We start from the raw sequence: 25,736 nt of genomic DNA, 5'->3' as shown, positions 1-25,736 counted from the left end.
CTCAACGCCGGGCGGCGGCATACGCCGCCTTGGCTCACGGCAGCACGCGGTGCCGGGCCGGCCGTCGCCGGCCTCCCATCTGCCAAGGGTCAAACCCTCGGCAGATGGGTATTATCGGGCGTGATCAAAGGGTGAGTTTATCGTGTGACCGGTTGAGATGGAACGGTCCCAACCGGCCACACGATAAATCCCAAGATCAGGCGCCGTTCCCCGTCTCCGGGTCGCGCCTTTGTTGTTCGAACAATGACAAGATCGCGCCCAGCCGTTCGGCAAGCTGGTCGACCTGTGGCGCGGTCATCATCGTCAGGTGGTTGCCCGGCACGGTTTCCACCAACGTTGGCCCGTCGCTATAGCCGGTCCAGCCCCAATATGGATCGTTGCGCAAGTCCGGGGGCATACCCGCCAGGAAATCATCCAGCAACTCGCCCGCCTTGAACAATGCCACCGGCACCCGGCGGCTGGTCGCCGGTTGATAGACGATCTGGGCCTGCGCCCTGTACACCTCGGCAAAGCCACGGATCTCGGCTGCATCCGTGCCGGCCTGCACGGCGCCCATCGCCTCCAGGGCCCTGGTCAGCGCTTCGACCTGCTGGTCCCATGTCTTTCCGGCCAGTTGTTCGTGGCGAAGGCCGTGGGGTCTGGCGAACATGGTGCACAGGATATCGGCGATGGTCAGCAGCCAGCGCGTATCGTCCCATCCTTCCTGCGGCAGGTCGGTGCGCGGGCCGGGCGCACCGGTGTCCAGTACGGCGACCCCCGCAACCGTTTCACCGGCTTCCAGCAGTTGGCGCGCCATCTCGAACGCGACCCAACTGCCGAAGGAGTGGCCGCCCAGCAGATAGGGTCCCTTCGGCTGTATCGCGCGGATGGCCCGCAGGTTTTCCGCCGCAATATCCTCGATCCGGTCCAGCGGCACGGTGGCCCCATCCAATCCGGATGCCTGCAGGCCGTAGAACGGCCGCCCCTGGGCTTTCAGGCTCTCTGCCAGTGCCCGCAGGTAAAGAACGCTGCCCCCCGTTCCCGGCATGCAGAAGAAGGGCAGGCCGGTCCCCTGCGGCTGTATCGCGATCAGGGGAGAGAAGGCGTCGGGGGCCGGTTGTTCCAGCCATTGCGCCAGCGCATGGATGGTCGGTCTGGCCATCAGTTCCGCCAGGGGAAGCCGGCGGCCGAAGCTTTCCTTGACCATGGTCATATGGCGGATCGCCAAAAGCGAATCCCCCCCCAGATCAAAGAAATTGTCGTGAATGCCGATAAGGGTGAAGCCGAACAGCGTTTCCCACAATGCCGCCAGCTTCGTCTCGCGCATGGTGCCCGGCGCGGTATAGTCCGTCGCCAGGGCCGGCCGTGCGTGCAGGGGCGGTGGTAGCGGTGCGGCGGTCGGGGCAGGCGGCTTGCGCTCTCCGGCCTGCCGGACCCACCGGTCGAACCGTTCCCCGATATTGCCGGGACACAGGATGACGCGGCCGCTATCGACACAGGTGACGATACGCATCAGCGCTTCTGCCGCCTCCCGCCGCGTCATGCGGATGGCGGAGGCGGCCGGGTCTTGTTCGTCGTCCCCCTGGTCCTCGAACACGCCGATGTCGCAATTGACGCCCAGCCAGCGCATGCCCGGCACGCGCGATTGCGCGGTGACGAAGGCATCGACGAAGGCGTGCGCGCCGGCATAGGCGGAAAACCCAAATCCGCCCAGCACGGACGATGCCGAGGAGATGACGAGGCAGAATTCCACCGCCGTTCCGGCCAGCACCCTTTCCAGAACCCGCAGACCCTGGACCTTGGGTCGGAACTGCGTGCGTGTCTCCGCCTCACCCACCTCCGTGACGGGGCACAGATAGGAGGTGTCGCCCAGCCGGCCTGCGGCATGGATCACGCCCTGCACCGGGCCGAACCGTGACTGCCCCCGTGCGAATGCGGCCCGCACCTGATGTTCATCGGTCACATCGGCCCGGATGGTCAGCAGTTCGGCGCCCAGCGCCTCAATCTGCCGCAATTGGCGGATGCGCTGGCTGTTCTTGTCCTCCGGCCCATGGCTGTCCAGCCATTCATCCCAGCTTTCACGCTCGGGGAACGGCGATGGGCCGACCAGGATCAGGCGTGCCTTCAAGGTTTCCGCCAGATGGCGGGCGAGCATCAACCCCACCCGGCCCAGGCCCCCGGTGATCAGATAGACGCCGCCAGGATGCCAGTCCCCCGCCGCCTGCCGGGCCGGGTCCAGGGTGACAGGCACAAAATCCGGCAGGAACCGCCGGCTCCCCCGATAGGAGACCATCGGTTCCGCGATATCGTCCAGAAGATCGGCCAGCAGCATATCGACGGGTGGCGCCACCTCTCCGATATCCAGGCAGCGGCAGGTGATGTCGGGCATCTCCTGCGGCATTACCAGACAGGGGCCGATCAGGGTCGCCTGGTCCGGGTCGACAGGGTCGTTGCCCCCGACATCGTGCAGATGCCGGGTGATCACGGCCATCCGGACGGCGACACCAGGATACTGGGTGGCAAGGCTACGGCCCAGCAGCAGCAGGCTGTAATAACCGGCGGCTTGCTTCTGGTCGAAGGGCGCATCCTTTGGCACGGACAACGACCAGAAATGCAGCACCATGCAGGGCGGGCGCGCCTGGAGCGCCGCCGCCAGGGCCTGGTAATCCCCCGGTTCGGAGGGGCGGATGGTGAAGGCGTCGGTTTCCTGCCGGTAAACGGTTCCGCTGGTCACACGCACGACGGCGCAGCCGGCATCGCGCAGGCGGGAGAGGATGTGCCCTGCCAGTTCCGAACCGTCGCTGAACACCAGCCACGTCCCGTCCTGCGCCGCAAAACCATCCATGCCCCGCAGCCGCATCGGCAGGGCGGGTTTCCAGGCGGGCAGGGTGAACAGGCTGCCGGGCGCCGGTTTCGATTTCGACACCTGTCGGACGATGACGGCGCTGGGGTCCGGTTCCTCGATGAAGTAGCGCTGCCGCTGGAACGGGTAGCCGGGCAGGGGGATGCGCGTGGCGATATCGGCGGCGTGGTAGGCCGCCCAGTCGATATTGACGCCTTCCATCCACACCCGGCCCAGACTGTCCTGCATCCCCGCCATCTCGCCCCCCTCCTCCACTGCCGCCGCACGGGGCAGGGAAGAGAGGATGATGCGGTCCCGGGCGGCGGCCGGATGGCGGCGGGCCAGGTTGCCCAGGACGGTGCCCGGCCCGACTTCCAGGGCTATCGCGCCCGGATCCGCCAGGATCGTGGCGATGCCCTCGGCGAAGCGGACCGGCTGAAGCAGGTGGCGGACCCAGTATTCGGGATCGGTGGCCTGTTCCGGCGTGATCCAGGTTCCGGTCAGGTTGGAGATGAAGGGGAGGCGCGGGGGCCTGAGCCGGGTGGACCGCAACAGGGTACCGAACGACCGGGCGGCGGGTTCCAGCATCGCCGAATGGAAGGCGTGGGAGGTACGCAGCCGCCGGCCCGGTATCTCCTCCGCCGACAGTCGCGCGGCCAGCGCCTCTACGGCGGGCACCGGGCCGGAGATCACGCATTCCTGTGTCCCGTTGATGGCCGCGATGCCCAGCCCGTCGGTCAGGAATGGGCCAATCTCGCCTGCGGGGCGGCCGACGGCCAGCATGGCCCCTTCCGGCTGTTCCCAGATCAACCGCCCCCGCTCGGCCACGATGTCGAGCGCGGTATCAAGGTCGAAAACGCCGGACAGACAGGCGGCGACATATTCGCCCAGGCTGTGCCCGATCATGGAACGTGGCGTCAGCCCCCACGACATCCACAAGCGGGCCAGCGCATATTCAGTCAGGAACAGGGCCGGCTGGGTCAGGCAGGTCCGGGATAGTTGTTCATCCGCCGCATCCCGGTCGGCCGGAGCCGGGTAAAGCAGGTTGCGCAGGTCAAGGCCGAGCCGTTGTCGCAGCCTTTCGGCCCCGTGGTCGATGGTGGCGCGGAACAATGGCTCCGTCCGGTAGAGTTCCGCCCCCATGCCGGCATATTGGCTGCCTTGGCCTGGAAACAGGAAGACGATGCCGGGCGGGGTGGCCGGCGGCGGTGGCGCCTGCCGGGCGGGATCGGTCAGCGCGCGGATGGCGTCCACCCCGTCGCGGCAGGCAACGGCAAACCGGCAGGCAAAGGCCCTGCGACCGACGGCCAGCGTATAGGAAGCATCGACCAGCGCCGTCTCAGGCCTTGCCGCCAAATGGGCGGCCAGGGCGGCGCGCTGTTGTTCCACGGCGGCCGGGCTGCGGGCAGACAGGACCAGCAACTGATGCGAGCGCGAGGAGGCGGAGGGGGTGCGCGGCGGCGCCTCCTCCACGATCAGGTGGGCATTGGTGCCGCCGATGCCGAACGAACTGACCCCCGCCCGGCGGGGCCGGCCATTATCCACCCAGTCCCGCAGCCGGTCATTAACGAAGAAGGGGCTGCCGGCAAAGTCGATCTGGGGATTGGGGCGACGGAAATTGATGGTGGGCGGGATCTGCCGGTGCTGCAAGGCCAGCACGGTCTTGACCAGCCCCGCCATGCCGGCGGCTGTATCCAGATGGCCGATATTGGGTTTGACCGCGCCCAGGGCACAGGTCTGCACCGCGTCGGTGCCCGCGCGGAAGGCCTGCGTCAGCGCCGCCACCTCGATCGGGTCACCCAGGCGCGTGCCCGTGCCGTGTGCCTCGATATAGGAGATGTCGGAGGGGGAGAGGCCGGCATTCGCCTGCGCCGCCGTGATCACCTGGGCTTGTGCATCGATGCCGGGGGCCGTGAAGGAAACCTTCTGCGCGCCGTCATTATTGACGGCCGATCCCTTGATGACGGCGTGGATCGTGTCGCGGTCGGCCAGCGCCCTGTCCAGGGGTTTCAGCAGGACCACGGCCACGCCGCTGCCCCAGGTGGTGCCGTTGGCATCGGCGTCGAAGGCGCGGCAATGGCCGTCCGGCGACGGGAAGGCATCTTCACGATAGGTATAGCCGGCAATATGCGGCAGCTTGACCGCCACGGCACCGGCCAGCGCCATGTCACAATCGCCCGCCAGCAGGCTGAGACAGGCCTGATGCAGGACCACCAGCGACGTGGAACAGGCGGTCTGTACACTGACGCTCGGTCCCCGCAGGTCCAGCGTGTAGGAGGTGCGGGTGGGCAGGAAATCCTTGTCGTTGGTGAAAATCATCCGCTGCACATCGATCGGGATGCCGGCGAACAGGCTGGGCAGCAGGTTACGGGCCAGGTATCCCGCATGGCTGGACCCGGCGAAAACGCCGATCCGGCTGCCGCGCCGGCCGGCATGGCCCGCATTCTCCAGCGCATGCCAGGCCGTTTCCAGGAACAGCCGGTGCTGCGGGTCCATCACCTCTGCATCCAGGGGCGTGATGCCGAAGAAACCGGCATCGAAGCCGGCAATGTCGGACAGGCAGCCATTGGCCGGCACATAGGCGGGGTTGCTGATCACCGGCTCTGGCACGCCGGCGTCCAGCAGTTCCTGCCGTGTGAAAAAACGGATGCTCTCCCGCCCTTCCCGCAGATTTTCCCAGAAGGTGTCCAGATCATCGGCCCCCGGAAAGCGGCCGGCCATGCCGATGATGGCGATGTCCCGCGACGGGCGCATGGTCGCCGGTGGTGCCACGGGCGCGGCGGCCGGCCTTTCCTCCCCGGCCAGCCAGGCGGCCAGCGTCCGGACCGTGGGATACTGGAACAGGGTGATCAGCGGAAAAGGTTGGGCGGCGTCGGCCTGTAAAGCCTCATGTACACGGGGCAGCAGCAGGGAATGGCCCCCGAGATCGAAGAAGTTATCGTCGGCCCCGATATGCTCCACCCGCAGAACCTCTCGCCACACCGCCGCCACCCGTGCCTCCATGGCCGTGGTGGTGGCGGTGGTGGGCGCGGTAGTGCTGGACGGGGCCTGTTCGGGTGCCGGCAGTGCCTTGCGGTCGGCCTTGCCGTTCGGGGTCAGGGGGAAGGTTTCCAGCAGCATGATCGCACCGGGAACCATATAGGCTGGCAGCCTTTCCCGCAGGAAACCGCGCAGGTCGGCCGCTGCCGGTGCCAGAGCGCCGGCGGCCACGACATAGGCCACAAGCCGCCTGTCGCCGGGCACGTCCTCCCGCGCTAGCACGATGGCGTCGCGCACGCCCTCATGGTGGCGCAGCGCCGCCTCGATCTCCCCCAGCTCAATACGGAAGCCACGGATCTTCACCTGATGATCGATGCGTCCCAGGAATTCCAGGCGTCCGCCGGCCAGCCGCCGCACCTGATCGCCGGTCCGGTAAAGCCGCGCCCCGTTTGAAAACGGATCGGGAATATAACGGTCGGCCGTCAGGCCCGGTTGGTACAGATAGCCACGGGCCAGCCCGTCCCCGCCAATATGCAACTCCCCCGCGATGCCCAGGGGCAGGGGGTGGGCCTGCGGTCCCAGGACATGGAGGCAGGTATTGGCGATCGGACCGCCAACAGGTTCCACCCCCTCTCCCCCGTCGGGGTCGGGCAACACCGGGGCGGCGGCCGACCAGACCGTGGTTTCGGTCGGGCCGTAGAGGTTCCAAAGGCTGGCTCCCCGGTCCAGCAGGGCGCGGCCCAGGGCGCGGGGCAATGCCTCGCCACCGCACAGGGCCTTGAAATTCCGTGCAGGTTGCCAGCCGGTCTCCACCAGGATACGCCAGGTGGCGGGGGTGGCCTGCATGCAGGTGATGGCGTGGGCCGACAAGGCGGCCTGCAGCGCCCGTCCGTCCAGCGCCGTCTCCCGGTCGGCCAGAACAAGCCGGCCGCCGCTGATCAGGGGCAGGTAAAGCTCCAGGCCCGCGATGTCGAAGGATATGGTGGTGACGGCCAGCAGAGCGTCGGCTTCGTTGAAGCCCGGTTCCCGCTGCATGGAGAGCAGGAAGTTCACCAGCGCCCGTTGGTCGACAGCCACGCCCTTGGGCCGGCCGGTCGAACCGGAGGTGTAGATCACATAGGCGATGTTGCCCGCTTCGGCACCGCCGACGGGCCTGCGGTTGCCGGGGTGCCAGTCGGCATCCAGGCATGAAACCGGGCAGCAGGCCTCATCGAACAGGTCGCGCAGGTGGCGCTGGGTCAGCACCAGGGCCGGTCGTGCATCCCCCACCACCTGGACCAGCCGTTCGCGCGGATAGGCCGGGTCCAGCGGGATATAGGCCCCGCCCGCCTTGAGGATGGCAAGGAGCGCCACCACCATGTCGGGCGACCGTTCCACGCACAGGGCCACCAATATTTCCGGCCCCACGCCCAGGGATTGCAGATGGGTCGCCAGATCATCAATGCGCCGCCGCAGGGCGGCATAGGTCAGGTCACTACCCGCGAAGCTCAGCGCCACACGGTCGGGACAGCGGGTCGCCATCCTGTCGAACAGGTCGGGCAGGGTGTGTGCGCCGGTCCCTGCCGTCTGCGGTCCTCGCGCGGCCTGCTGGATGGCGCACAGTTCCGCCGGCCCCATCATGGATATCTGCGACAAGGGCCTGTCCGGTGCCGAAACCATGCCTTCCAGCACTGTCCGGTAATGGCCCTGCAGGCGCCGGACGGTATCTTCGTCGAACAGGTCCGGGTTGTAGTTCCAGCACAGGATCAGATCCGCCGCCTGTTCCTCCACCGTCAGGCTGAGGTCGAACTTGGCGGTGGTTTCCTGCTGCGGTACCGGGATCAGGGTCAGTCCCGCCACCTCCGTCCGCATGGAGGGGGCGCGCAACTGGAACGACACCTGCACCAGGGGCGCGTGGCTGAGCGTGCGCGTGGGGCGCAGTTCCTCCACCAATTGTTCGAAGGGCAGTTCCTGATGGTCCAGCGCCTCCAGCGCCGTTCGCCGCACCCGGTCCAGCAGGACATGGGTCGACGGGTTGCCGGACAGGTCCAGGCGCAGGACCAGGGTATTGATGAACAGGCCGACCAGACCTTCCAGCTCCGCCCTTGTGCGGCCGGCCACGGGGCTGCCGACCAGGACATCCTGCTGCCCCGCATACCGGCTGAGCAGCAGGGCGAAGCCGGCCAGCAGGGTCATGTACAAGGTCGTGCCGGCCGACTGTCCCAGGTCGCGCAGATGCCGCGTCAGGTCGGCATCCAGCACCCCGTCAAGGCTGGCCCCGCGATAGGTCTGGATAGGCGGGCGGGGCCGGTCGGTGGGCAGGGCCAGCATGTCCGGCGCCCCCGCCAGCCGGCCACGCCAATGCGCCAGTTCCCCCGCCAGGAACGCACCTTGCAGGCGCTGGCGCTGCCAATGGGCGAAATCGACATAGTGCAGGGGCAGCGGCGGCAGGGGGGACGGCAGTCCCTGGCGGAAGGCGCCATAGAGTGCGGCCAGTTCCCGCATGATCAGGTCCAGCGACCAACCGTCAGAGACGATATGATGCATGGTCAGCAAGAACAGATGGCCGCCATCGGGCAACGGCACCAGTGTCGCCTGCAACAGCCTGTCACCGGCCAGATCGAAATGGCGCGCGGCTTCGGCCGCCACCAGCATTTCCTGTGCGGCCGCAGGGGCCATGCCGTCGGGCAGCGTGCGGATGGAAAGCGGGCATTCCGCCGTTTCATGGATCAGCAGGGCCGGTTGCCCGTCCCGCAGCACAAAATTGGTCCGCAGCACGGCGTGCCGCTGGACAAGGGCGTTCAGCGCCTGTTGCAGCGACGGCGTGTCCAGTGCCCCGTCCAGCCGCACGGCCATGGGCATGGTGTAGGTGGCGGCACCGGGTTCCAGACGGTCCAGGAACCAGAGCCGTTGCTGCCCGAAGGACAGGGGCGGCGGCTGGTCGGCCGGTACCGGTCCGATGATATCGTCACGTGGGGTGGCCAATGCCTGTGCCCGGCGCAGAAAATCCAGGATCTCTGGTTTGCGGGCCGAGATTTCACCCGCCAGCGTGGGCGTCAGGGTGCCTTTCGGCGCCCGGCAGCGCAATTCCTCCCCCTGGACCGACAGGGCGACGCCAAGGTCGCGCAGCCGCGCGATGAACGTCTCGATCGTGGTCACGGGGGGCGTCACAGGCTGATCTCCTCTTCATCGTCCAGCAGGTCGCCGGCCGGTGCCGCCTGCTGTCGGGCGGCCCACAGGATGGTGTCCAGATGCGCGGCCACTTGCCGGACAGTCGGGCCTTCGAACAGGACGGGCAGGGGCAATGCCACATCCAGCATCTGGCGGACATGGGCGGTGAAACGGGTGGCCAGCAGGGAATGGCCGCCCAGCGCGAAGAAATCGTCGTCGATGCCGACCTGCTCCAGCGACAGGATCTCCGCCATGATCCCCACCAGCGTCGTTTCCAACGGGGTGCGGGGCGGGGACAGGGTCTTCGTTACGGGCCGGTCCGGGGGCGGCAGGGCACGCCGGTCCAGCTTGCCGTTCGGGGTCAGCGGAAACTGGTCCAGCACCACCAGATCCGACGGGATCATATAGGCCGGCAGCCGGTCTTTCAGCCAGCCGCGCATCCTCTCCCGGTCGGGCGGGACGCCCTGTCGCGGCAGCAGGTACGCCACCAGCCGCTGATCGTCCGGGGTTGTGCCCCAGAGGGTGACCGCCGCCTGCGCCACCTCCTCCAGCTCGGCCAGGGCGGTTTCGATCTCGCCCAGTTCGATGCGGAAACCGCGCAGCTTTATCTGTTGATCCATGCGGCCCAGGAAAAGCAGGGTGCCGTCCGCCGTCCATCGCACCAGATCGCCGGTACGATAGAGGCGACGGCCTTGTTCCGCGCTGAACGGATCGGGGATAAAACGCTCCGCCGTCATGCCGGGACGGCCCAGATAGCCCTGGGCAACCCCGGTGCCGCCGATCAGCAACTCCCCCGGTACGCCCAGCGGCATCAGGTGATGCCCGGTGTCCGCGACATACAGGCCGGTATTGGCGATTGCGCGGCCGATCGGTTCCGACGGTTCGGCATGGGTATGCGGGGCGGCCGGATGCCGGGCGGACCAGATGGTGGTTTCCGTGGGGCCGTACAGGTTCCACAGTTCCACGCCGGTTGCGGCCATGCGGGTGGCAAGGTCGCGGGGCAGCGCCTCGCCCCCGCACAGGGCCCGCCGGATCGGTGCGCCCCGCCAGCCGGCATCCAGAAGCATCCGCCAGCTTGCCGGCGTGGCCTGCATTACGGAGGCGCCGCACCGCACGATCTCCTCGTGCAGCAGGAAACCGTCGGCGGCGACGTCCCTGCCGGCCAGAACCAGCCGCGCCCCTGTCAGAAGCGGCAGGTACAGTTCCAGGCCGGCAATGTCGAAGCTGATGGTGGTGACCGCCAGCAGCACATCCGCCGCGTCCAGTCCCGGCGCCTCTGCCATGGTGGTCAGGAAATTCACCAAGCCCGCCTGCGTGACCTGCACCCCCTTGGGCCGGCCGGTCGAGCCGGAGGTGTAGAGCACATAGGCCAGTTGCCCCGGCACACTGGGGCGGTGCGGATCGGTTGACGGGCAGTCCGCCAGCGCCGGATCGGCGTCCAGGCACAGCACCGGCGACCGTACATCGGTCAGGGACGGGCGCAGGTGCGACTGGGTCAGCAGGATTGCGGCCCCTGCATCGGACAGCATGAACCGGATGCGGTCGGCCGGAAAGCCGGGGTCCAGGGGAACCGGCACGGCGCCGGCCTTCTGAATGCCCAGCAGGCCGACCAGCATGTCCGGCGACCGTTCCACCAGCAGCCCGGCCAGGTCACCCGGCCCGATGCCCAGTGCGCGGAGCCGGTGCGCCAAGCGGTTGGCGCGGCGGTTCAGGGCGCGATAGCTGATCTCCTGGTCACCGGTGACCAGCGCGATCCGGTCGGGGGTGCGCCGCACCTGTTCCTCAAAAAGGTCGGGCAGGGTGCGGGCGGGCGACGGCATGTCGCGCGCCGTGTCGTTCCAGTCATGGACCAGAAGCCGGCGCTCGCCTTCTGGCATCAGGCATTCCGACACCCAGGCCGCCACCGTGCGTTCCGCCCCGGCGCCCAGGCCGGACAACAGGCCCAGCAGATGATCCAGCATCCGTTCCGCCGCCCCATCATCGATACGGTTGCGGTCATAGGTAAGCTTCAGCGGCATTTCCCGCCCGCCTGCCGCGGTCAGGGTCAGCGGGAAATTGTTCTGTTCCAGCAGCCTTACATCGGTCACGGTCAATGCGCCCGCTTCCTCCAGCGTGGCGTCCATCGGATAGTTTTCGAATACCACCACGCTTTCGAACAAGGGATCGCGCGATGCAACCCCGCTCCAGCCATGGATTGCGGTCAGCGGGGCGTACATGTGCTGGTCGCGGGCGATCTGTGCATCCTGCAACGCCGACAGGAACGGGCCTACGGCCTGTTCAGGCGCGATGCGTACCCGCACCGGCAGTGTGTTGATGAACAGGCCGACCATCTTGTCGACCTCCGCAATCTCCGGCGGCCGGCCAGAGACGGTGGTGCCGAACAGCACATCGTCGGTCCGGCCGTACCGGCCCAGCAGAACGGCCCAGGCCCCCTGCACCAGCACGCCCAGCGTCAGCCGGTTCGTCTGCGCGAAGCGGGTCAGCGACTGGCTCTGTCCGGTCGTGAGGTGGCGTTCCACCTCCGCGAAGTCCGGTTCCATGGCGCGGGCCGGGCGATCGACGCCCAGGGCCGTCGGCGTGTCGAAATCCGCCAGCGCCCCGCGCCAGAACGCCTCCGCCCGCCCCATATCCTGCCGGCCCAGCCAGTCGATATAGGTGCGGTAGGGCGGCGGACTGGCAAGGTCGGCATCGCGGCCGGCGGCAAAGGCCGCGTACCAGTACAGCACCTCTCGCATCAGGATGGGCAGGCACCAGCCGTCCGTCAGCAGGTGATGGTGGCTCCAGACGAACCGCCAGGCCTGGTCGTCCACCCGGATCAGGGTGCAGCGCATCAGGGGGGCTTCATCCAGGGTGAAGCCGCGCAGCCGGTCGGCACGCAGATGGTCCTCCAGCCGGGTTTGCGCGGTGACAGTGTCCGTACCGTGCCAGTCCAGTTCCTGCCAGGGCAGGTCGGCATGGTGCAGTACCACCTGCACCGGATCGGTCCCGGCATCGGGCAGGAACAGGGTACGCAGGCTGGGATGGCGTTCCAGCACGCGCTGCCACGCGCGGCGGAAGGCATCCACACGCAGCGCCCCTTCCAGCCGGGCGGCCAGTTGAATGACATAGGCGCCGGACCGGGGCTGATACAGGGCGTGGAACATCATGCCCTGCTGCAGGGGGGACAGCGGATAGGCATCCTCCACCGCCCGGCCCCAGCGATCGAACAGGGTCGCCAGACCCCGGTCGCCCAGGGTGGCCAGCGGAAAGTCGGACGGGGTGTAGCCACCGGCGCCCGGCCGGGCGCATTCACCGACAATCGTTTCCAGTTCGCGGACGAACCGTTGCGCCAGCCCCTCCACCGTTCGCCGTTCATGCAGATTGTGGCTGTAGGTCCAGATGAATTCCAGCCGGTCGGCGCGCAGCAGGCCGTTGATCTCAATTACAAAGCGGCGCTGTCCGGCGCGGCTCTGGTCGCTGCCGATATCCTCTCCCGCTTCACCCAGGATGATCGGGTCGGGCCGTGCCTGTTCGAACCGGCCCAGATAGTTGAAGCTGATCTCCGGATCGCCGGCCAGGGCGGCGCGCACCGCCGGATCAGGGCTGAGATGGCGCAGCACGCCATGCCCGATTCCCTGGCCCGGCACGGCCCGCAGCGCTTCCTTCACCTGTTTCAGCGTCGCGACCGCTTCCTCCGTCCCGCCACCGGGCAGGGCGATGGGATAGGCCGCCGTGAACCAGCCTACGGTGCGTGACAGGTCGATCTCCGGGAACAAGGCCTCGCGGCCATGGCCTTCCAGCATCAGCAGCAGGCCGGGCCGGCCGGTCCATCCGGCAAAGGCGCGGACCAGGGCCGTCAGCAGCACGTCATTGATCTGCGCGCGGTAGACGGGCAGGGATTGATGCAGCAAGGCCTGTGTCGGTGCCGCCTCCAGCCGGACGATGACATTTTCCGCCGATGCGGCCGTGTTGGGAAGGGCGGCGATGTCGCGCGGCAGCGGCGGCGCCTGAACCGCCATCTGGTCGCGCCAGAAGTCCAGTTCGGCGCGGGCCAGGGCGGTACCCGCATGCTGGGCCAGCCGGCGCGACCAATAGGGGAAAGACGTCGTCTTGGCGGGCAGGGTAATCGGCTGTCCCCGGCGCAGATCCGCCAAGGCGGCGGCAAGGTCACCGATGAGGATACGCAGCGACACCCCATCCACGACAAAGTGATGGATGACCAGCAGCAGCCGGTCCGCCCCGTCATTGCCCATCCGGAACAAGGCGGTTCGCAGCAGGGGCGGACGGGTCAGGTCCAGGTCGCGTTGCAGCCCTTCGGCCACCGCCGTCAGGGCTGCCACCCGGTCGGGCCGGTCGCTGAAATCATGGAACTGGAAGGGGATGGTATCGATGCTGTCGGCGATGTCGATGCGCGGCATCTCCCCCCTGCCGCCCAGGAAACGGGCGCGCAGCATGTCATGGTGGCCGATCAGCCGGTGTATAGCGGCCTGCACCAGATCGGGTTCCAGGCCCGCTGTCACCTCCAGCAGGACCGACTGGTTGAAATGCCATGGTTCCGGCGGCAACGCGTCATAGAACCAGCCCAGGACCGGTGTCGGCGTGACGGGGCCGTGAATCATCCCCTGGTCGGCCTGGATGGCGGCCTGTTCCGGCACGGCGCGCGCCAGTTCGGCGATGGTCTGATGCTGGAACAATTGCCGGACGCTGATGGCGAAGCCCGCCCGGCCGGCGCGGTTGGCGATCTGGATGGACAGGATGGAATCGCCGCCCAGGCTGAAGAAATTATCGTGGATGCCCACCTGCTCCACGCCCAGCACCTCCCGCCAGATGCCGGCCAGCAGCATTTCTGTCGGGGTGCGCGGCGGGGCGTGGACAGCATCGCCCGCCGCCTGGTCCGGCGCCGGCAAGGCACGACGGTCAAGCTTCCCGTTGGCGGTAAGGGGCAGGGCTTCCAGCGTCACGAAGGCGCCGGGGATCATGTAATCGGGCAGACGTTCGCCCAGATAGGCGCGCAGTGCCGCCGGCTCCGGTACGTTCCCCACAAGATAGGCCACCAGCCGCCGGACCCGCCCGCCGCTTTCCTCGGGCAGCACCACGGCGTCCCGGATCGCGGGATGGGCGGATAACAGCGCCGCAACCTCTCCCGGTTCGATACGGAAGCCGCGTATCTTCACCTGGCTATCGTCGCGGCCGATAAAGTCCAGGTTGCCGTCGCGGCGTCGGCGGACGCGGTCACCGGTATGGTACAGCCGCGCGCCCGGCGTGAACGGGTCGGGGATGAATTTTTCCGCCGTCAGGGCGGGGTGGGACAGGTAGCCGCGCGCCACCTGTGGCCCACCGATCAACAGCGCGCCGGGCACACCGGCCGGTTGCGGGTTGAGGCAGGTGTCCAGGCAATAGAGCCGGCTGTGCGGGGCAGGGCGGCCGATGGGGACGGGCCCCGTCCGATCCGCCGGCACCACCCGATGCACGCTGGCCCAGACCGTGGCCTCCGTCGGTCCATATTCATTATGAAGCGCCGTGCCCGGCAGCCGTTCCGTATGGCGGGCGGCCAGTTCCGGCGGCATCGCCTCCCCACCCAGGATGACGGTGCGAAGCGGCCAGGTCTGCCCCGGCGTCAACAGGTCCAGCAGCGGCTGATAGGACAGCGGGACCAGCATCATGTGGGAGGCCTGCGCCTGCCTGACGCGGTCCAGCAGGCGTTGCGGGTCCTGCGCCAGATCCGTCGGTTCCAGATGCAGGACACCCCCCTGGCACAGGGTCCAGAAGATGCAGCCGCCCGCCACGTCGAAGCCCAGGGGCTGGAGCAGCAGCATCGCGGAAACCGTGTCCGCATAGTGGGAAAGGCGCGCCAGGGTCGAGTGAACCAGATTGGCGTGCGACACCTGCACGCCCTTTGGCCGCCCCGTCGAGCCTGACGTGTGGATGACATAGGCAACGGCGTCGGGCGGCACCATCCGGTCCGGATTGCCGTCGCCAACGCCTGGTGCCCGCAGGTCCGCCACCAGATGCGGGATGATGGTGCCGGGCAGCCCCGCCGCAAGGGACGGCTGGGTCAGCACCAGAGCGACCCCGGCCTCCTGAAGGATGAAGGCCATGCGGTCGGCTGGCGTTTTCGGTGTCAGCGGCACATAGGCGCCGCCGGCCTTCAGGATGCCCAGCAGCCCCACAAGCATGTCTATGCATGGTTCCAGATGCAGGCCGACCGTCACCTCCGGCCCGACACCCAGGGCGATCAGCCGGCGGGCGACACGGTTGGCCATGCGGTTCAGCATGCCATAGGTCAGCATATCCTGGCCGTGGGCCAGCGCGGGCCGGTCAGGGGTCAGCGCCGCCTGACGTTCGAACAGCGCGTGGATGGTCGGGGCCGGCGCCACGGCAGCCGGTCCCCGGTTCCAATCGACCAGGATCGATTGACGCTGTGCCGCGTCCAGCAGCGGCAGCATGTCGATATCGGCGTCTGGTGCGGCGGCCATGGCATCAAGGATGCGGCCATACTGGTCGACCATGCCGGTTATGGTGTCGGCATCGAACAGGTCGGTGTCATATTCCACCGCGCCATGCAAGGCGCCGGCCCGTTCCTCCAGCGACAGGACAAGGTCGAACTTCGCCGATACCGACACAGGCTCGACCATTGTCAGCGACAGGTCCCCCATCTCCATATCCGGCATCGGGGCGTTCTGCAGGACAAACATCACCTGGAACAGCGGCGTGTGGCTGAGGCTGCGTTCGGGCTGCAGCGCGTCCACGACCTGTTCGAACGGCACGTCCTGATGGTCATAGGCTTCCAGCGCCGTTTGCCGGACCCGTTCCAGAAGCCGGCGCACCGACGGATGGCCCGACAGGTCCAGGCGCAAGGGCATGGTATTGACGAAAAAGCCGACCAGCGCCTCCAGCGCCGCCTGGTTGCGGTTCGCGATGGGCGATCCGATCACCAGATCAGTTGTGTCACCCAACCGGCCCAGCAGGACGGCGAAGCCGGCCAGCAGGGTCATGAAGGGTGTTGCCCCCGTGAGGGTGCCCAGATGCCGGACCCGGGCCGTCCGCGTGGCATCCAGCGTGAAAGCCTGGATGCGGCCGCGATGGCGGCGCATGGGCGGACGGGGCCGGTCGAACGGAAGGTCCAGCACGGCGGGCGCACCGGCCAGCCGGCCGGTCCAATAGCGTAGCTGGGTTTCCAGCATCGGCCCATCCAGCCATTTCCGCTGCCAGACGGCGTAATCGGCATATTGGACCGGCAGGTCGGGCAGGGGGCTGGGCCGTCCGGCGCAAAACGCCCGGTACAGCGCCGCCATTTCCTGAAAGATCACCCCGATCGACCATTGGTCGGCGATGATATGGTGCAGTGTCACGGCCAGAACATGATCCGTTGCCGTCAACCGCAACAGGGTGACGCGGAAAAGCGGGTCATGGGCCAGGTCGAACGGATGGTCGCTTTCCGCCGCCAGATGGCGGTTCAATTCCGCCTCGCGCGCGGCGTCGGGCAGCCCGTCCAGCGTGACCACCCGCATCAGGCTGCTGCCCGCCGGCAGCACCGATTGCACGGGCTCGCCGTTCCGCTCACCAAAGCGGGTGCGCAGGGCGTCGTGCCGTCGCGCGATTTCCGCCACCACGCCGTCCAGGGCCGCCACGTCCAGCGGCCCGCCGATGCGGATGGCGCCGGCGATGTGATAGGCGAGGCTGCGCCCTTCCAGCCGGTCCAGGAACCAGAGGCGCTGCTGCGCGAAGGACAGGGGGGCTGCCTCGCGTTCGGCAGCGGTCAGGGCCGCGACGGGTGGCAGCAGGGTCCCCGCCCGTGTGTCGCGGGCGCTCAACCGTTCCGCAAGGCCGCGCACCGTGGGCATGTCGAACAGCGCCTTGATCGGCAATTCCACCGACCAGGCGTCACGGATGCGGGAGATGACCTGGATGGCCAGCAGGGAATGGCCGCCCAACTGGAAGAAATTATCATCGATCCCCACCCGCGCGATGCCCAGCACCGTAGCCCAGATTTCCGCCAGCCCCGTTTCTTCCGGGGTGCGCGGGGCCTGGAAGGTGTTTTCCCGCATCGTGTCGGTGGGTGCCGGCAGGGCACGGCGGTCGATCTTGCCATTCGGGGTCAATGGCAACCGGTCCAGGCACAGAATGGCGGATGGCACCATGTAATCCGGCAGCCGTTCGGCCATGCGCCGGCGCAGATCCCCGACCAGCGCCCGGGCCCGCCCGCTTCGCCCCGGATCATTGGCCACGGGGGCCGCCGCCATGTCCGCAGGAATGGGCAGGCCGGCCGGATCATCGGCCCCGCCCAGGATCGCATCAAAATGTCCCGGCAGCGCCGACCAGCCGCATGTCACGGACAGGCCCAACTCCCGGCCCAGTTCCCACAGCCATTCCGGATCGATGCCGCCTGCCAGCGTCTGTCGCAGGTGGCTGCGCATCGTGCCGACGGTGTCCGGTGCCGACCCACCCCGCAGCCAGGCCAGGACCTGCATATCCTGTGCAAGCCGGCGGTTGCGCAGGTTCCGGATGATGAACGCCTGTCCCGCGACGGTCCGCTGCGTCACCATCATGCGCAGTCGTTCCGGCGTCGGGTCGTCCCCGGCGTCGATGATTTCGGCGATGGGCGGGCTGGTCGCACCCGCACCGATGCGCAAAACGACATCGTAGCGGAAGCGGTTCATCTCATTATCGGCATTGCCGCGCCGGATCTGTTGGCGGACCTGGCCGATCCGGGGGAACCGGGCCGGCAGGGTGGCGAACAGGGCGGGGTTCAGCAGCAATTCCTCTTCCTGTTCCACCTTGCCGGCCACCCGGCGGTGCAATGTCGCCCCGTCGCAAGCATCCTCGGCCTGATGGAACTGCACCGAGGCATGCTGGAGTTCCAGCAGCGGCAGCGACCGCAGGTCGCCCAGGAAGATGGAACCGCCATCGTCCACGCAGGCGATGGCCGCCTCCAGCACCGACAGGAAATACTCCAGGCCGGGGAAATATTGGGATACGGAGTTGATGATGACCAGATCGAACCCGCCCTCGTGCCCGGCCCGGACATCATGCGCATGCCGGTTCAGCAGCCGGACATTGTCCAGCCCTAGCGCGCGCACCCGCGCCTCCAGCGCCGTAAGCACGGTGGCGGAGAAATCCACCCCCACATAGGCGCCCACCTGCGGGGCGATGCGTGTCAGCAGCAGGCCGGTGCCGCAGCCGATCTCCAGCACGCGGGACGGCCGCAATGCCAGGATCCGGGCCACCGTGTGGTCCACCCATTCCCGCATCTCCGCCGGTGGGATCGGCGCGCCGGTATAGCTGCTGTGCCAGCCGCTGAGGTCCGGTGCCTCCACGGCGTCGATATCGGGGGTCCGGTAATTCCCGTCCCAGACCGTCCGCCATTTTTCCACCTGCGCCGTCTCCGGCGCCGGCCCGTCGGGTTCCCAGCCGGCCTCCGGCTCGACATAGGCGACCAGTTGCTGGTGGCCCGGCTGATCCTCCCGGCAGAGCACGACGCCGGCATGGACGCCGGGATGCCGTTGCAGAACCGCTTCGATTTCCCCCAGCTCGATCCGGAAACCCCGGATCTTCACCTGATGGTCCATCCGCCCCAGGAAGGCGATCCGGCCGTCGGGCAGGGCCCGCGTCAGGTCGCCCGTGCGGTAAAGCCTAGCCCCCGGCTGCTGGCTGAAAGGATCGGGGATAAAACGTTCCGCCGTCATCGCCGGCTGGCGGCGATAACCACGGGCCAGACCGGTGCCGCCGATCAGCAACTCCCCCGGAAAGCCGGGAGGAAGCGGGTCTATGCCGCCATCGGCGATATGGATGCTGGTATTGGCGATGGGCTGGCCGATGGGCTGGCGATCCTCCGCCCCACCGCCATCAACCTGGGCGACCCGCGTGATCGTCGACCAGATCGTGGTCTCCGTCGGGCCGTACAGGTTCCAGAGGTCGGCCCCGGTTGCCAGCAACCGTTCCGCCAGATCACCCGGCAGAGCCTCGCCACCGCAGAACAGCCGGCCCGGACACGGTCCCTGCCAACCCGCCGCCAGCAGCAGCCGCCAGCTTGCCGGTGTGGCCTGCATGATGGTCGGGACCACCTGTTCCAGCATCCGACGCAGGGCGAAGCCGTCGGCCGCCACCTCCCGCGATGCCAGTTCAACCCGCGCCCCGGCGATCAGCGGCAGATAGAGTTCCAGGCCGGCAATGTCGAAGGAGATGGTGGTCACCGCCAGCAGACGGTCATCCGCCCCGATCCCCGGCTTTTCCGCCATGGAGAGCAGGAAATTGGCCAGCGCCGCGTGCCCGACCTGAACACCCTTGGGAGTGCCGGTGGAACCGGATGTATAGATCACATAGGCCAGACTGTCGGGGTCGATGGGCCGCACCGGCCGGGGAGGGGCCGCTTCGATGACGTCCCACTGCGTGTCCAGGCACAGGACCGGCAGTTCCGGGTCTGCCAGCAGTCCCGCCGTGCCGTGCCCGGCCAACAGCATCCGCAGCCCGGCATGCGCCGCCATGTAGGAAAGCCGTTCGGGCGGGAAGGCGGGGTCCAGCGGCACATAGGCGGCCCCGGCCTTCAGGATGCCCAGCAGGCCGACCAGCATCTCCACCGACCGGTCCATGCAGATCCCGACCAGCGTTTCCGGACCCACCCCGTTCCGGTGCAGATGATTGGCCAGTTGTTCTGCCCGCCGGTTCAGGGCGGCATAACTCGCCATCCGTCCATCATGGCAAATGGCGATACGGTCCGGGTTTCGTTTCGTAGACAGAACAAAAAGATCGGGCAATGTGGGCGCCCCTGGCCAATGCCGCGCCGTATCATTCCGGTCTCGTAATGTATTCTGCCGTTCCGCCTTCTCCATCAGCGGCAGGCGGGCCACGGGCATGTCCGGTGTGGCGGCAAGGCCCGACAGCAAAGCCGCATAGCACCGCACGAGATGTGCGATGCTGCCCTCGTCGAACAGGTCGGTATTATATTCCAGTTCACCGGCAAGCCCGTGCCGGCTTTCCTCCAGCTTCAGGGTCAGGTCGAACATGGCGGCGCCCGCGTCCTGCGGCACCATCGTCATATGCAGATCGCCCAGCCGCGCGCCCTCGGCGTCGGTATTCTGGTTCTGCAAGATGAACATGCATTGGAACAGCGGCGAGAAGCCCAGGTTCCGTTCGGGCCGCAAAGCCTCCACCAGCCGTTCGAACGGCACATCCTGATGGCGGAAGGCTTCCAGACAGGTCTGCCGGACCTGCGCCAGCAGGTCCCGCCCGCCAGGATTGCCGGCAAGATCGACCCGCAAGGCCAATGTGTTGACGAAGAAGCCGATCAGCCCCTCGACCTCTTCCCGGCGCCGATTGGCGATGGGGGAGCCGATGACGACGGTTTCCTGACCGGCGTAACGCCCCAGCAGGGCGCCGAAACCGGCCAGCAGTGTCATGAACAGCGTGGTGCCGGTGGATTTGCCCAGCGCCTTCACCCCCTCCACCAGGGTCGGGGGCAGGGTGAAGTAATGGACCCGTCCCGTGAAGGTCTGTACCGGGGGGCGCGGCCGGTCGGTGGGCAGCGTCAGCAGGGCCGGTATGCCGTCCAGCTTCTCCCGCCAATAGGCGACCTGGCCGTCCAGCCGGTCACCGCCCAGCATGGCCCGCTGCCAGCAGGCGTAATCGGCATATTGGATGGGTAGCGGCGGCAGCGGTGACGGCGCCTTGCGCGCGAAGGCGGGATAGAGGCTGGTCACCTCCTGCAGCAGCACCTTGCCGATGGACCAGCCGTCCGACACGATATGGTGGATATTGATCAGAAGCGTATGGCATTCGGCCGCCGAACGCACCAGAACCAGCCGCAACAGCCTGTCGCGCGCCAGATCGAAGGGCCGGCGGGCCTCACGCGTGGCAAGTTGCCGCAAGGCGGCGTCCCGCTCCGCATCCGGCAGGTGGCTCAGATCGACCAGGGGCAGGGTGCAGGCCGCCGCTTCATGGATGACCTGCACGGGCTGGCCATCCCGCAGGATAAAATTGGTCCGCAATGCTTCGTGACGGCGCACGATCTCCGTGAAGACCGCTTCCAGCGCCGTCACATCCAGTAGCCCTTCCAGCCGGACGGCGTTGGGCATGTTGTAGACGGGGCTGGGCCCTTCCATCTGGTCCAGGAACCACAGCCTTTGCTGGGCATAGGAAAGGGGTGGCGCGTCACCCGCCGGACGCGATGGGATACGGTCGGCGTCCCGCTTGGGTGCAGCCGGGGCCTGGGGCGCCACGGCCGTCAAACGCTCCAGCAAGGCACGTTTGCCGGGCGAAAGGGCGGCCAGGCGTTCGGCCAGTTCCTGCGACGGGGGGCGGTTCATGGATTGCTGGTCCCCGTCAGCAGGTCGATGGGCAATTCACCGCTGGCCAGCAATGCCTCCACCTCCGCTTCGGACAGGGTGTCCAACCGGTCCAGGAGATCGGCCAGATCCGGCCCCGCGGCGGGTGCCGGCGCTGTCGTGCCCAAACTCTCCGACAGGCGGGCGATGGTGGGGGCGGCGAACAGCGTGTCCACCTCCACCTCCGCCTGGAAGATGCGCCGCAGCCGGGATACCAACTGCGCGGCGATCAGGGAATGGCCGCCCAGATCGAAGAAATTATCGTGGATGCCGATCCGGTCGATGCCCAGGATTTCCTGCCACAAGGCGGCGACCGCCGTTTCCTGTTCATTCCGGGGGGCGACATAGGGGACAAGGTCTGGGCGTTGATGGCCGCCACCGGCGGGCGCGGCCGTGGTCTCCGTCCGCCCTTCATCCTGTGCCGTGCGCTGGGCAAGGATCGTCTTCATCCGGGTGGCCGGGTCACTTGTGGCCACCAGAATCCGCCCGCCGGGTGCCAGCCGGGCCACACGCTCGAAAGCATCGGCCCCTTCCGCCGCAGTCAGGGCCGCGCCGGCATCGGCTGCTTCACCGTCGGTCCACCGGTCCCAGTCCACCACCGTCCAGCCGCGCCGTTCGGCGAAGGCATCGGCAAAGGCAGCCGCAATGGCATGCAAGGCCTGACCCGGCCCGCCGATTTCCGCCCCCAGCGATGACATCAGCATGCAGGTGGCGGTGGGGCGCAGCCGCAGAACATCGTCCAAGGCCGCCAAGACCTGCTGTTGCGTTTGCCAGTACCGGTCCCGCGTGGCGGCATCCAGATCGGTGATCAGGCGCAGGGGCCGCGCCTCATCCATCCCGGCGGCGTGGATGATCCCATCAATGGGACCCAGCCGGGCCTCGATCCGGGCCAGCGCGGCGGTGAGAGAGGCGGTGTCGTAGGATGCGACCCGCGCGACCACGGCATCGTCCCCGGGTTCGGCGTCATCGTCCGTGCCGATCAGGGCCAGCCGCACAGGCCCCATGGCCGCGATCCGGCGTGCCAGGCACAGGCCGATCCCGCCCAATCCGCCGGTAACGGCATAGACACCGCCCGCCCGGAACGGCGATGGCCGGTCTTCGGCCGGTGCGGACCGCACGGGCGACAGGCTGTGGACCCAGCGCCGGCCGCCGCGCAGGGCGATGATCCTTTCATCGGCCGGGGCATCCAGTTCGGCGACAAGCCGCGGGGCAAGGGTGTGCGCTACCGCATCGGCGGGAATATCCACGACCCGGCAATGGGTTCCCGGATGTTCCCAGGGGATGGTGGCCGCCAGTCCGGTCAGCGCGGCCTTGGCCGGATCAATGGTGGTTTCGCCGGCGACATCGCGGGCACGGTCGGTGATGATGGTCAATTCAACCGGTTCGTCCAGCGCCAGCCAGGCCAGGGCCTGGATCAGGAACAGGATGGAGTCTGCGTGGCGGCCGATCTCCGGCCCGCCATCCGGCATCCCGCCGGTCCGGCCCCAGAGATGGATGAGGCGGCGCGGCAGCAGGCCTTGCGCCATCAAACTGTCGCACAGCGCACTGAAATCATCCGCCTGCGCCGGGTTCAGCCGATAGGAGCCGGGCCCTTCCTCGGCAAACGTTGCCCCCGGCCGGACGATCACGACCGGTCGGCCCAGCCGGCCCAGTTCTCCCGCCAGCGCATCGCCAAGCCCCGTATCATCGGCGAACAACAGGCAGGCGTCGCGCCGCGCGACATCGACAGGCGGGGCCACGGCGGGGCGCCATCCGGGCAGGTACAGCCAGTCGGCCGGTGCCGTACGCTGGCCTTCCGCGCGCGGGGCCGCCGCCGCGCCTGAAACCGGGGCGATCCAATAGCTCTGCCGCTGGAACGGATAGGTGGGCAGCGGGACCCGGCGGCGTTTTTCGTCGCGGTAGAAACAATGCCAATCCAGTGCGACACCGCGCGTCCAAAGCGCTGCCACGCCCTGGAACAAGGTTTCCTGCGCCCCCCGTTCCTCACGCGCCTGCGGCAGGGTCTGCAGGCAGGCCGTGGCGCCGCAGCGGGTGGCGAGTGTGCCCAGCGCCCGGCCGGGGCCGACTTCCAGCAGGGGCAGGGGCTCCGCTTCCAGCAGCCGGGTGAGGCCGTCGGCGAAACGCACCGGCTGGCGCAAATGATCGACCCAGTAATCGGGGCTGGTCGCCTGCTCCGGCGTGATCCAGGTGCCGGTCAGGTTGGAAAGGTAGGGGATTTGCGGCACCGTCAGGCGGATGTCCCGCAACAGCGCCCTGTAGGGCTCCAGCACCGGGTCCATCAGATGGGAATGGAAGGCCTGCACCGTGCGGACGCGCGTGCAGACCACGCCTTCGACCTCCAGCCGGGATTGCAAGGCGGCGATAGCCGCCTCCGGCCCGGCCACGGTGCACATGTCGGGCGCGTTCACGGCCGCAAGGTCCAATCCCGGACCCAGCCGCGAACGCACGGTCTGTTCCGACAGGGGCACGGCCAGCATGGCGCCCGGCGCCGTCGCCTGCATCAGGCGTGCCCGTGCGGTGACCAGTGACAAGGCATCGGACAGGGACATGACCCCGGCCAGGCAGGCGGCTACATATTCGCCCAGACTGTGACCGATCATGGCGCGGGGTGCCAGGCCCCAGGCCATCAGCAGCCGCGCCAGCGCATATTCCACGCAGAACAGCGCCGGCGCACCATAGAGCGTCTGCGCCAGTTGCCGCGCCGCTTCCGGCTTCTGCCCCTCATCGGGAAACATCAGGACGCGGATATCCAGGCCCAGTGCCGGCCGCAGATGCGCGGCGCAGGCGTCGATCTCGTCGCGGAACAATGGCTCATGGCGATAGAGGTCGCGCGCCATGTCCGGATACTGGCTGCCCTGTCCGGGAAACAGGAAATACGCCCCCTGCTGGTCGCCGCGTTCACACTGATGGGCGGGCGAGCCGGCGCGCAGCCGGCGCACAGCATCGGCAACCGACGTACAGGCAAAGGCGCGGCGATGGGCGAAGGGCCGGCGGCCGCGTTGCAACGTGTGGCAGACATCCGCCAGATCGATATCGGGGTTGGTCTCCAGATAGGCGGCCAGATTTTCCGTGGCCGCGCCAAGAGCGGCCTCTGACCGGGCCGACAGGGTGACGATCTGGACCGGGCGGGAGGGGGAGCCGGCTGCAGCAGCCGGTGCCTCCTCCAGAACCGCATGGGCATTGGTGCCGCCCACCCCGAAGGAACTGACCCCGGCGCGGCGCGGCAAGTCGCCCTGCCGCTGCCAGGGCAGCAGCCGGTCAACGACATAGAAGGGTGTTTCTGGCAGGTTCAGCTTGGGATTGGGTGCCTGGAAATGCAGGGTCGGCGGGATCATGCCATGTTTCAGGGCCAGCACGGTCTTGATCAGACCGGCCAGTCCCGCCGCCTTGTCCACATGCCCGATATTGGATTTGACGGCCCCCAGCCCGCAGAAGCCCTTTTCCGCCGTGCCGACGCGAAAGGCGCGGGTCAGCGCCGTGACCTCCACCGGGTCGCCCAGCGGCGTGGCTGTGCCGTGCGCCTCCACATAGGTGATCGTATCGGGCGGGCAGCCGGCCACGGCGTGGGCTTCCATGATGACGGCGGCCTGCCCCTCGATGCTGGGCGCGGCATAGCCCAGCTTCATCGAGCCGTCATTGTTGATGGCGGTGCCCTTGATCACCGCATGAATGGTGTCGCCGTCGGCGATGGCGTCGGCCAGGCGTTTCAGGACGATGGCCGCCGTGCCGTTGCCGTCGACCAGCCCGCTGGTCGTCGCGTCGAAGGGGCGGCAGCGCCCATCGGGGGAATAGGCCGACCCCGGTTCGTGTATGTGTCCCGACACCTGCGGCAGGTGCAGGGTGACGCCCCCGACCAGCGCCATGTCGGCCTGATAGGTGAGCAAACCCTGGCAGGCGATATGCACGCTGACCAGGGAGGAGGAACAGGCGGTGCCGATATCGACGCCCGGCCCCGTGGTGTTCATGGCATAGGCGATGCGGGTCGGCACAAAATCCTTGTCATTGAAGATGGACAGCTGGAAGCCGCCCACCTTCTCCGCCAGTCCCGGATTGGACATGATGTTCAGCGGCAGATAGGTGTTCATGCCGGTGCTGGTATAGATGGCGACGCGGCCATCATAGGTCTCCGCATGATAGCCGGCATGCTCCATGGCTTCCCAGGCGCATTCCATCATCAGCCGGTGCTGCGGGTCGATCAATGCCGCTTCCCGTGGGGAAAGACCGAAAAACCCCGCGTCGAACAGGTCGGCACCGGCCAGAAAACCCTTGGTCGCGATAAAATCCGGGTGGCTGATGGTTTCCAGGTCCAGCCCGGCGGCCAGCAATTCCGCCTCCGTGAAGGACACGATGCTGTCGACCCCGTCGCGCAGGTTACGCCAGAAGGCAGCCAGATCGGCGGCGCCGGGCAGGCGCGCGGCCATGCCGATGATGGCGATGCTGTCCTGGTCCTGGGCGAGCGCTTCGTCGTGCGTCATCAATCCGGCTTT

General features: G+C 67.9%; 3 protein-coding genes. All 3 read right to left on the bottom strand.

Going from position 1 to position 25,736, the window contains the following annotated elements:
- Window positions 1-196: 196 nt before the first annotated feature.
- The 3 genes from KBA48_RS09800 to KBA48_RS09790 are packed head-to-tail and all read right to left on the bottom strand — an operon-like array spanning window position 197 to window position 25,724.
- Window positions 197-8,950: a non-ribosomal peptide synthetase/type I polyketide synthase gene (locus tag KBA48_RS09800; RefSeq protein ID WP_292905697.1), complete on the bottom strand. Its 8,754-nt coding sequence runs from the start codon at window positions 8,948-8,950 to the stop codon at window positions 197-199.
- The gene (locus KBA48_RS09795; RefSeq protein ID WP_292905695.1) at window positions 8,947-21,231 is read right to left on the bottom strand and encodes a non-ribosomal peptide synthetase; all 12,285 of its coding nucleotides are present in this window, start codon (window positions 21,229-21,231) and stop codon (window positions 8,947-8,949) included. The genes KBA48_RS09800 and KBA48_RS09795 overlap by 4 nt, the downstream gene beginning before the upstream one ends.
- Window positions 21,228-25,724 carry a type I polyketide synthase gene (locus KBA48_RS09790; RefSeq protein WP_292905693.1) on the bottom strand — a complete coding sequence of 1,499 codons (4,497 nt, stop codon included), beginning with the start codon at window positions 25,722-25,724 and terminating at the stop codon, window positions 21,228-21,230. Before KBA48_RS09790 ends, KBA48_RS09795 begins: the two co-directional genes overlap by 4 nt.
- Window positions 25,725-25,736 lie beyond the last annotated feature (12 nt).

The sequence above is a fragment of the Niveispirillum sp. genome (assembly GCF_017996735.1).
Classification (GTDB): Bacteria; Pseudomonadota; Alphaproteobacteria; order Azospirillales; family Azospirillaceae; genus Niveispirillum.
This window is presented reverse-complemented; position numbering and strand designations above follow the sequence as displayed.

What these genes read in the sequence shown, in the direction of transcription:
- KBA48_RS09795 (WP_292905695.1), bottom strand. Translation starts at nt 21,231, where the DNA reads ATGAACCGCCCCCCGTCGCAGGAACTGGCCGAACGCCTGGCCGCCCTT.
- KBA48_RS09790 (WP_292905693.1), bottom strand. Translation starts at nt 25,724, where the DNA reads ATGACGCACGACGAAGCGCTCGCCCAGGACCAGGACAGCATCGCCATC.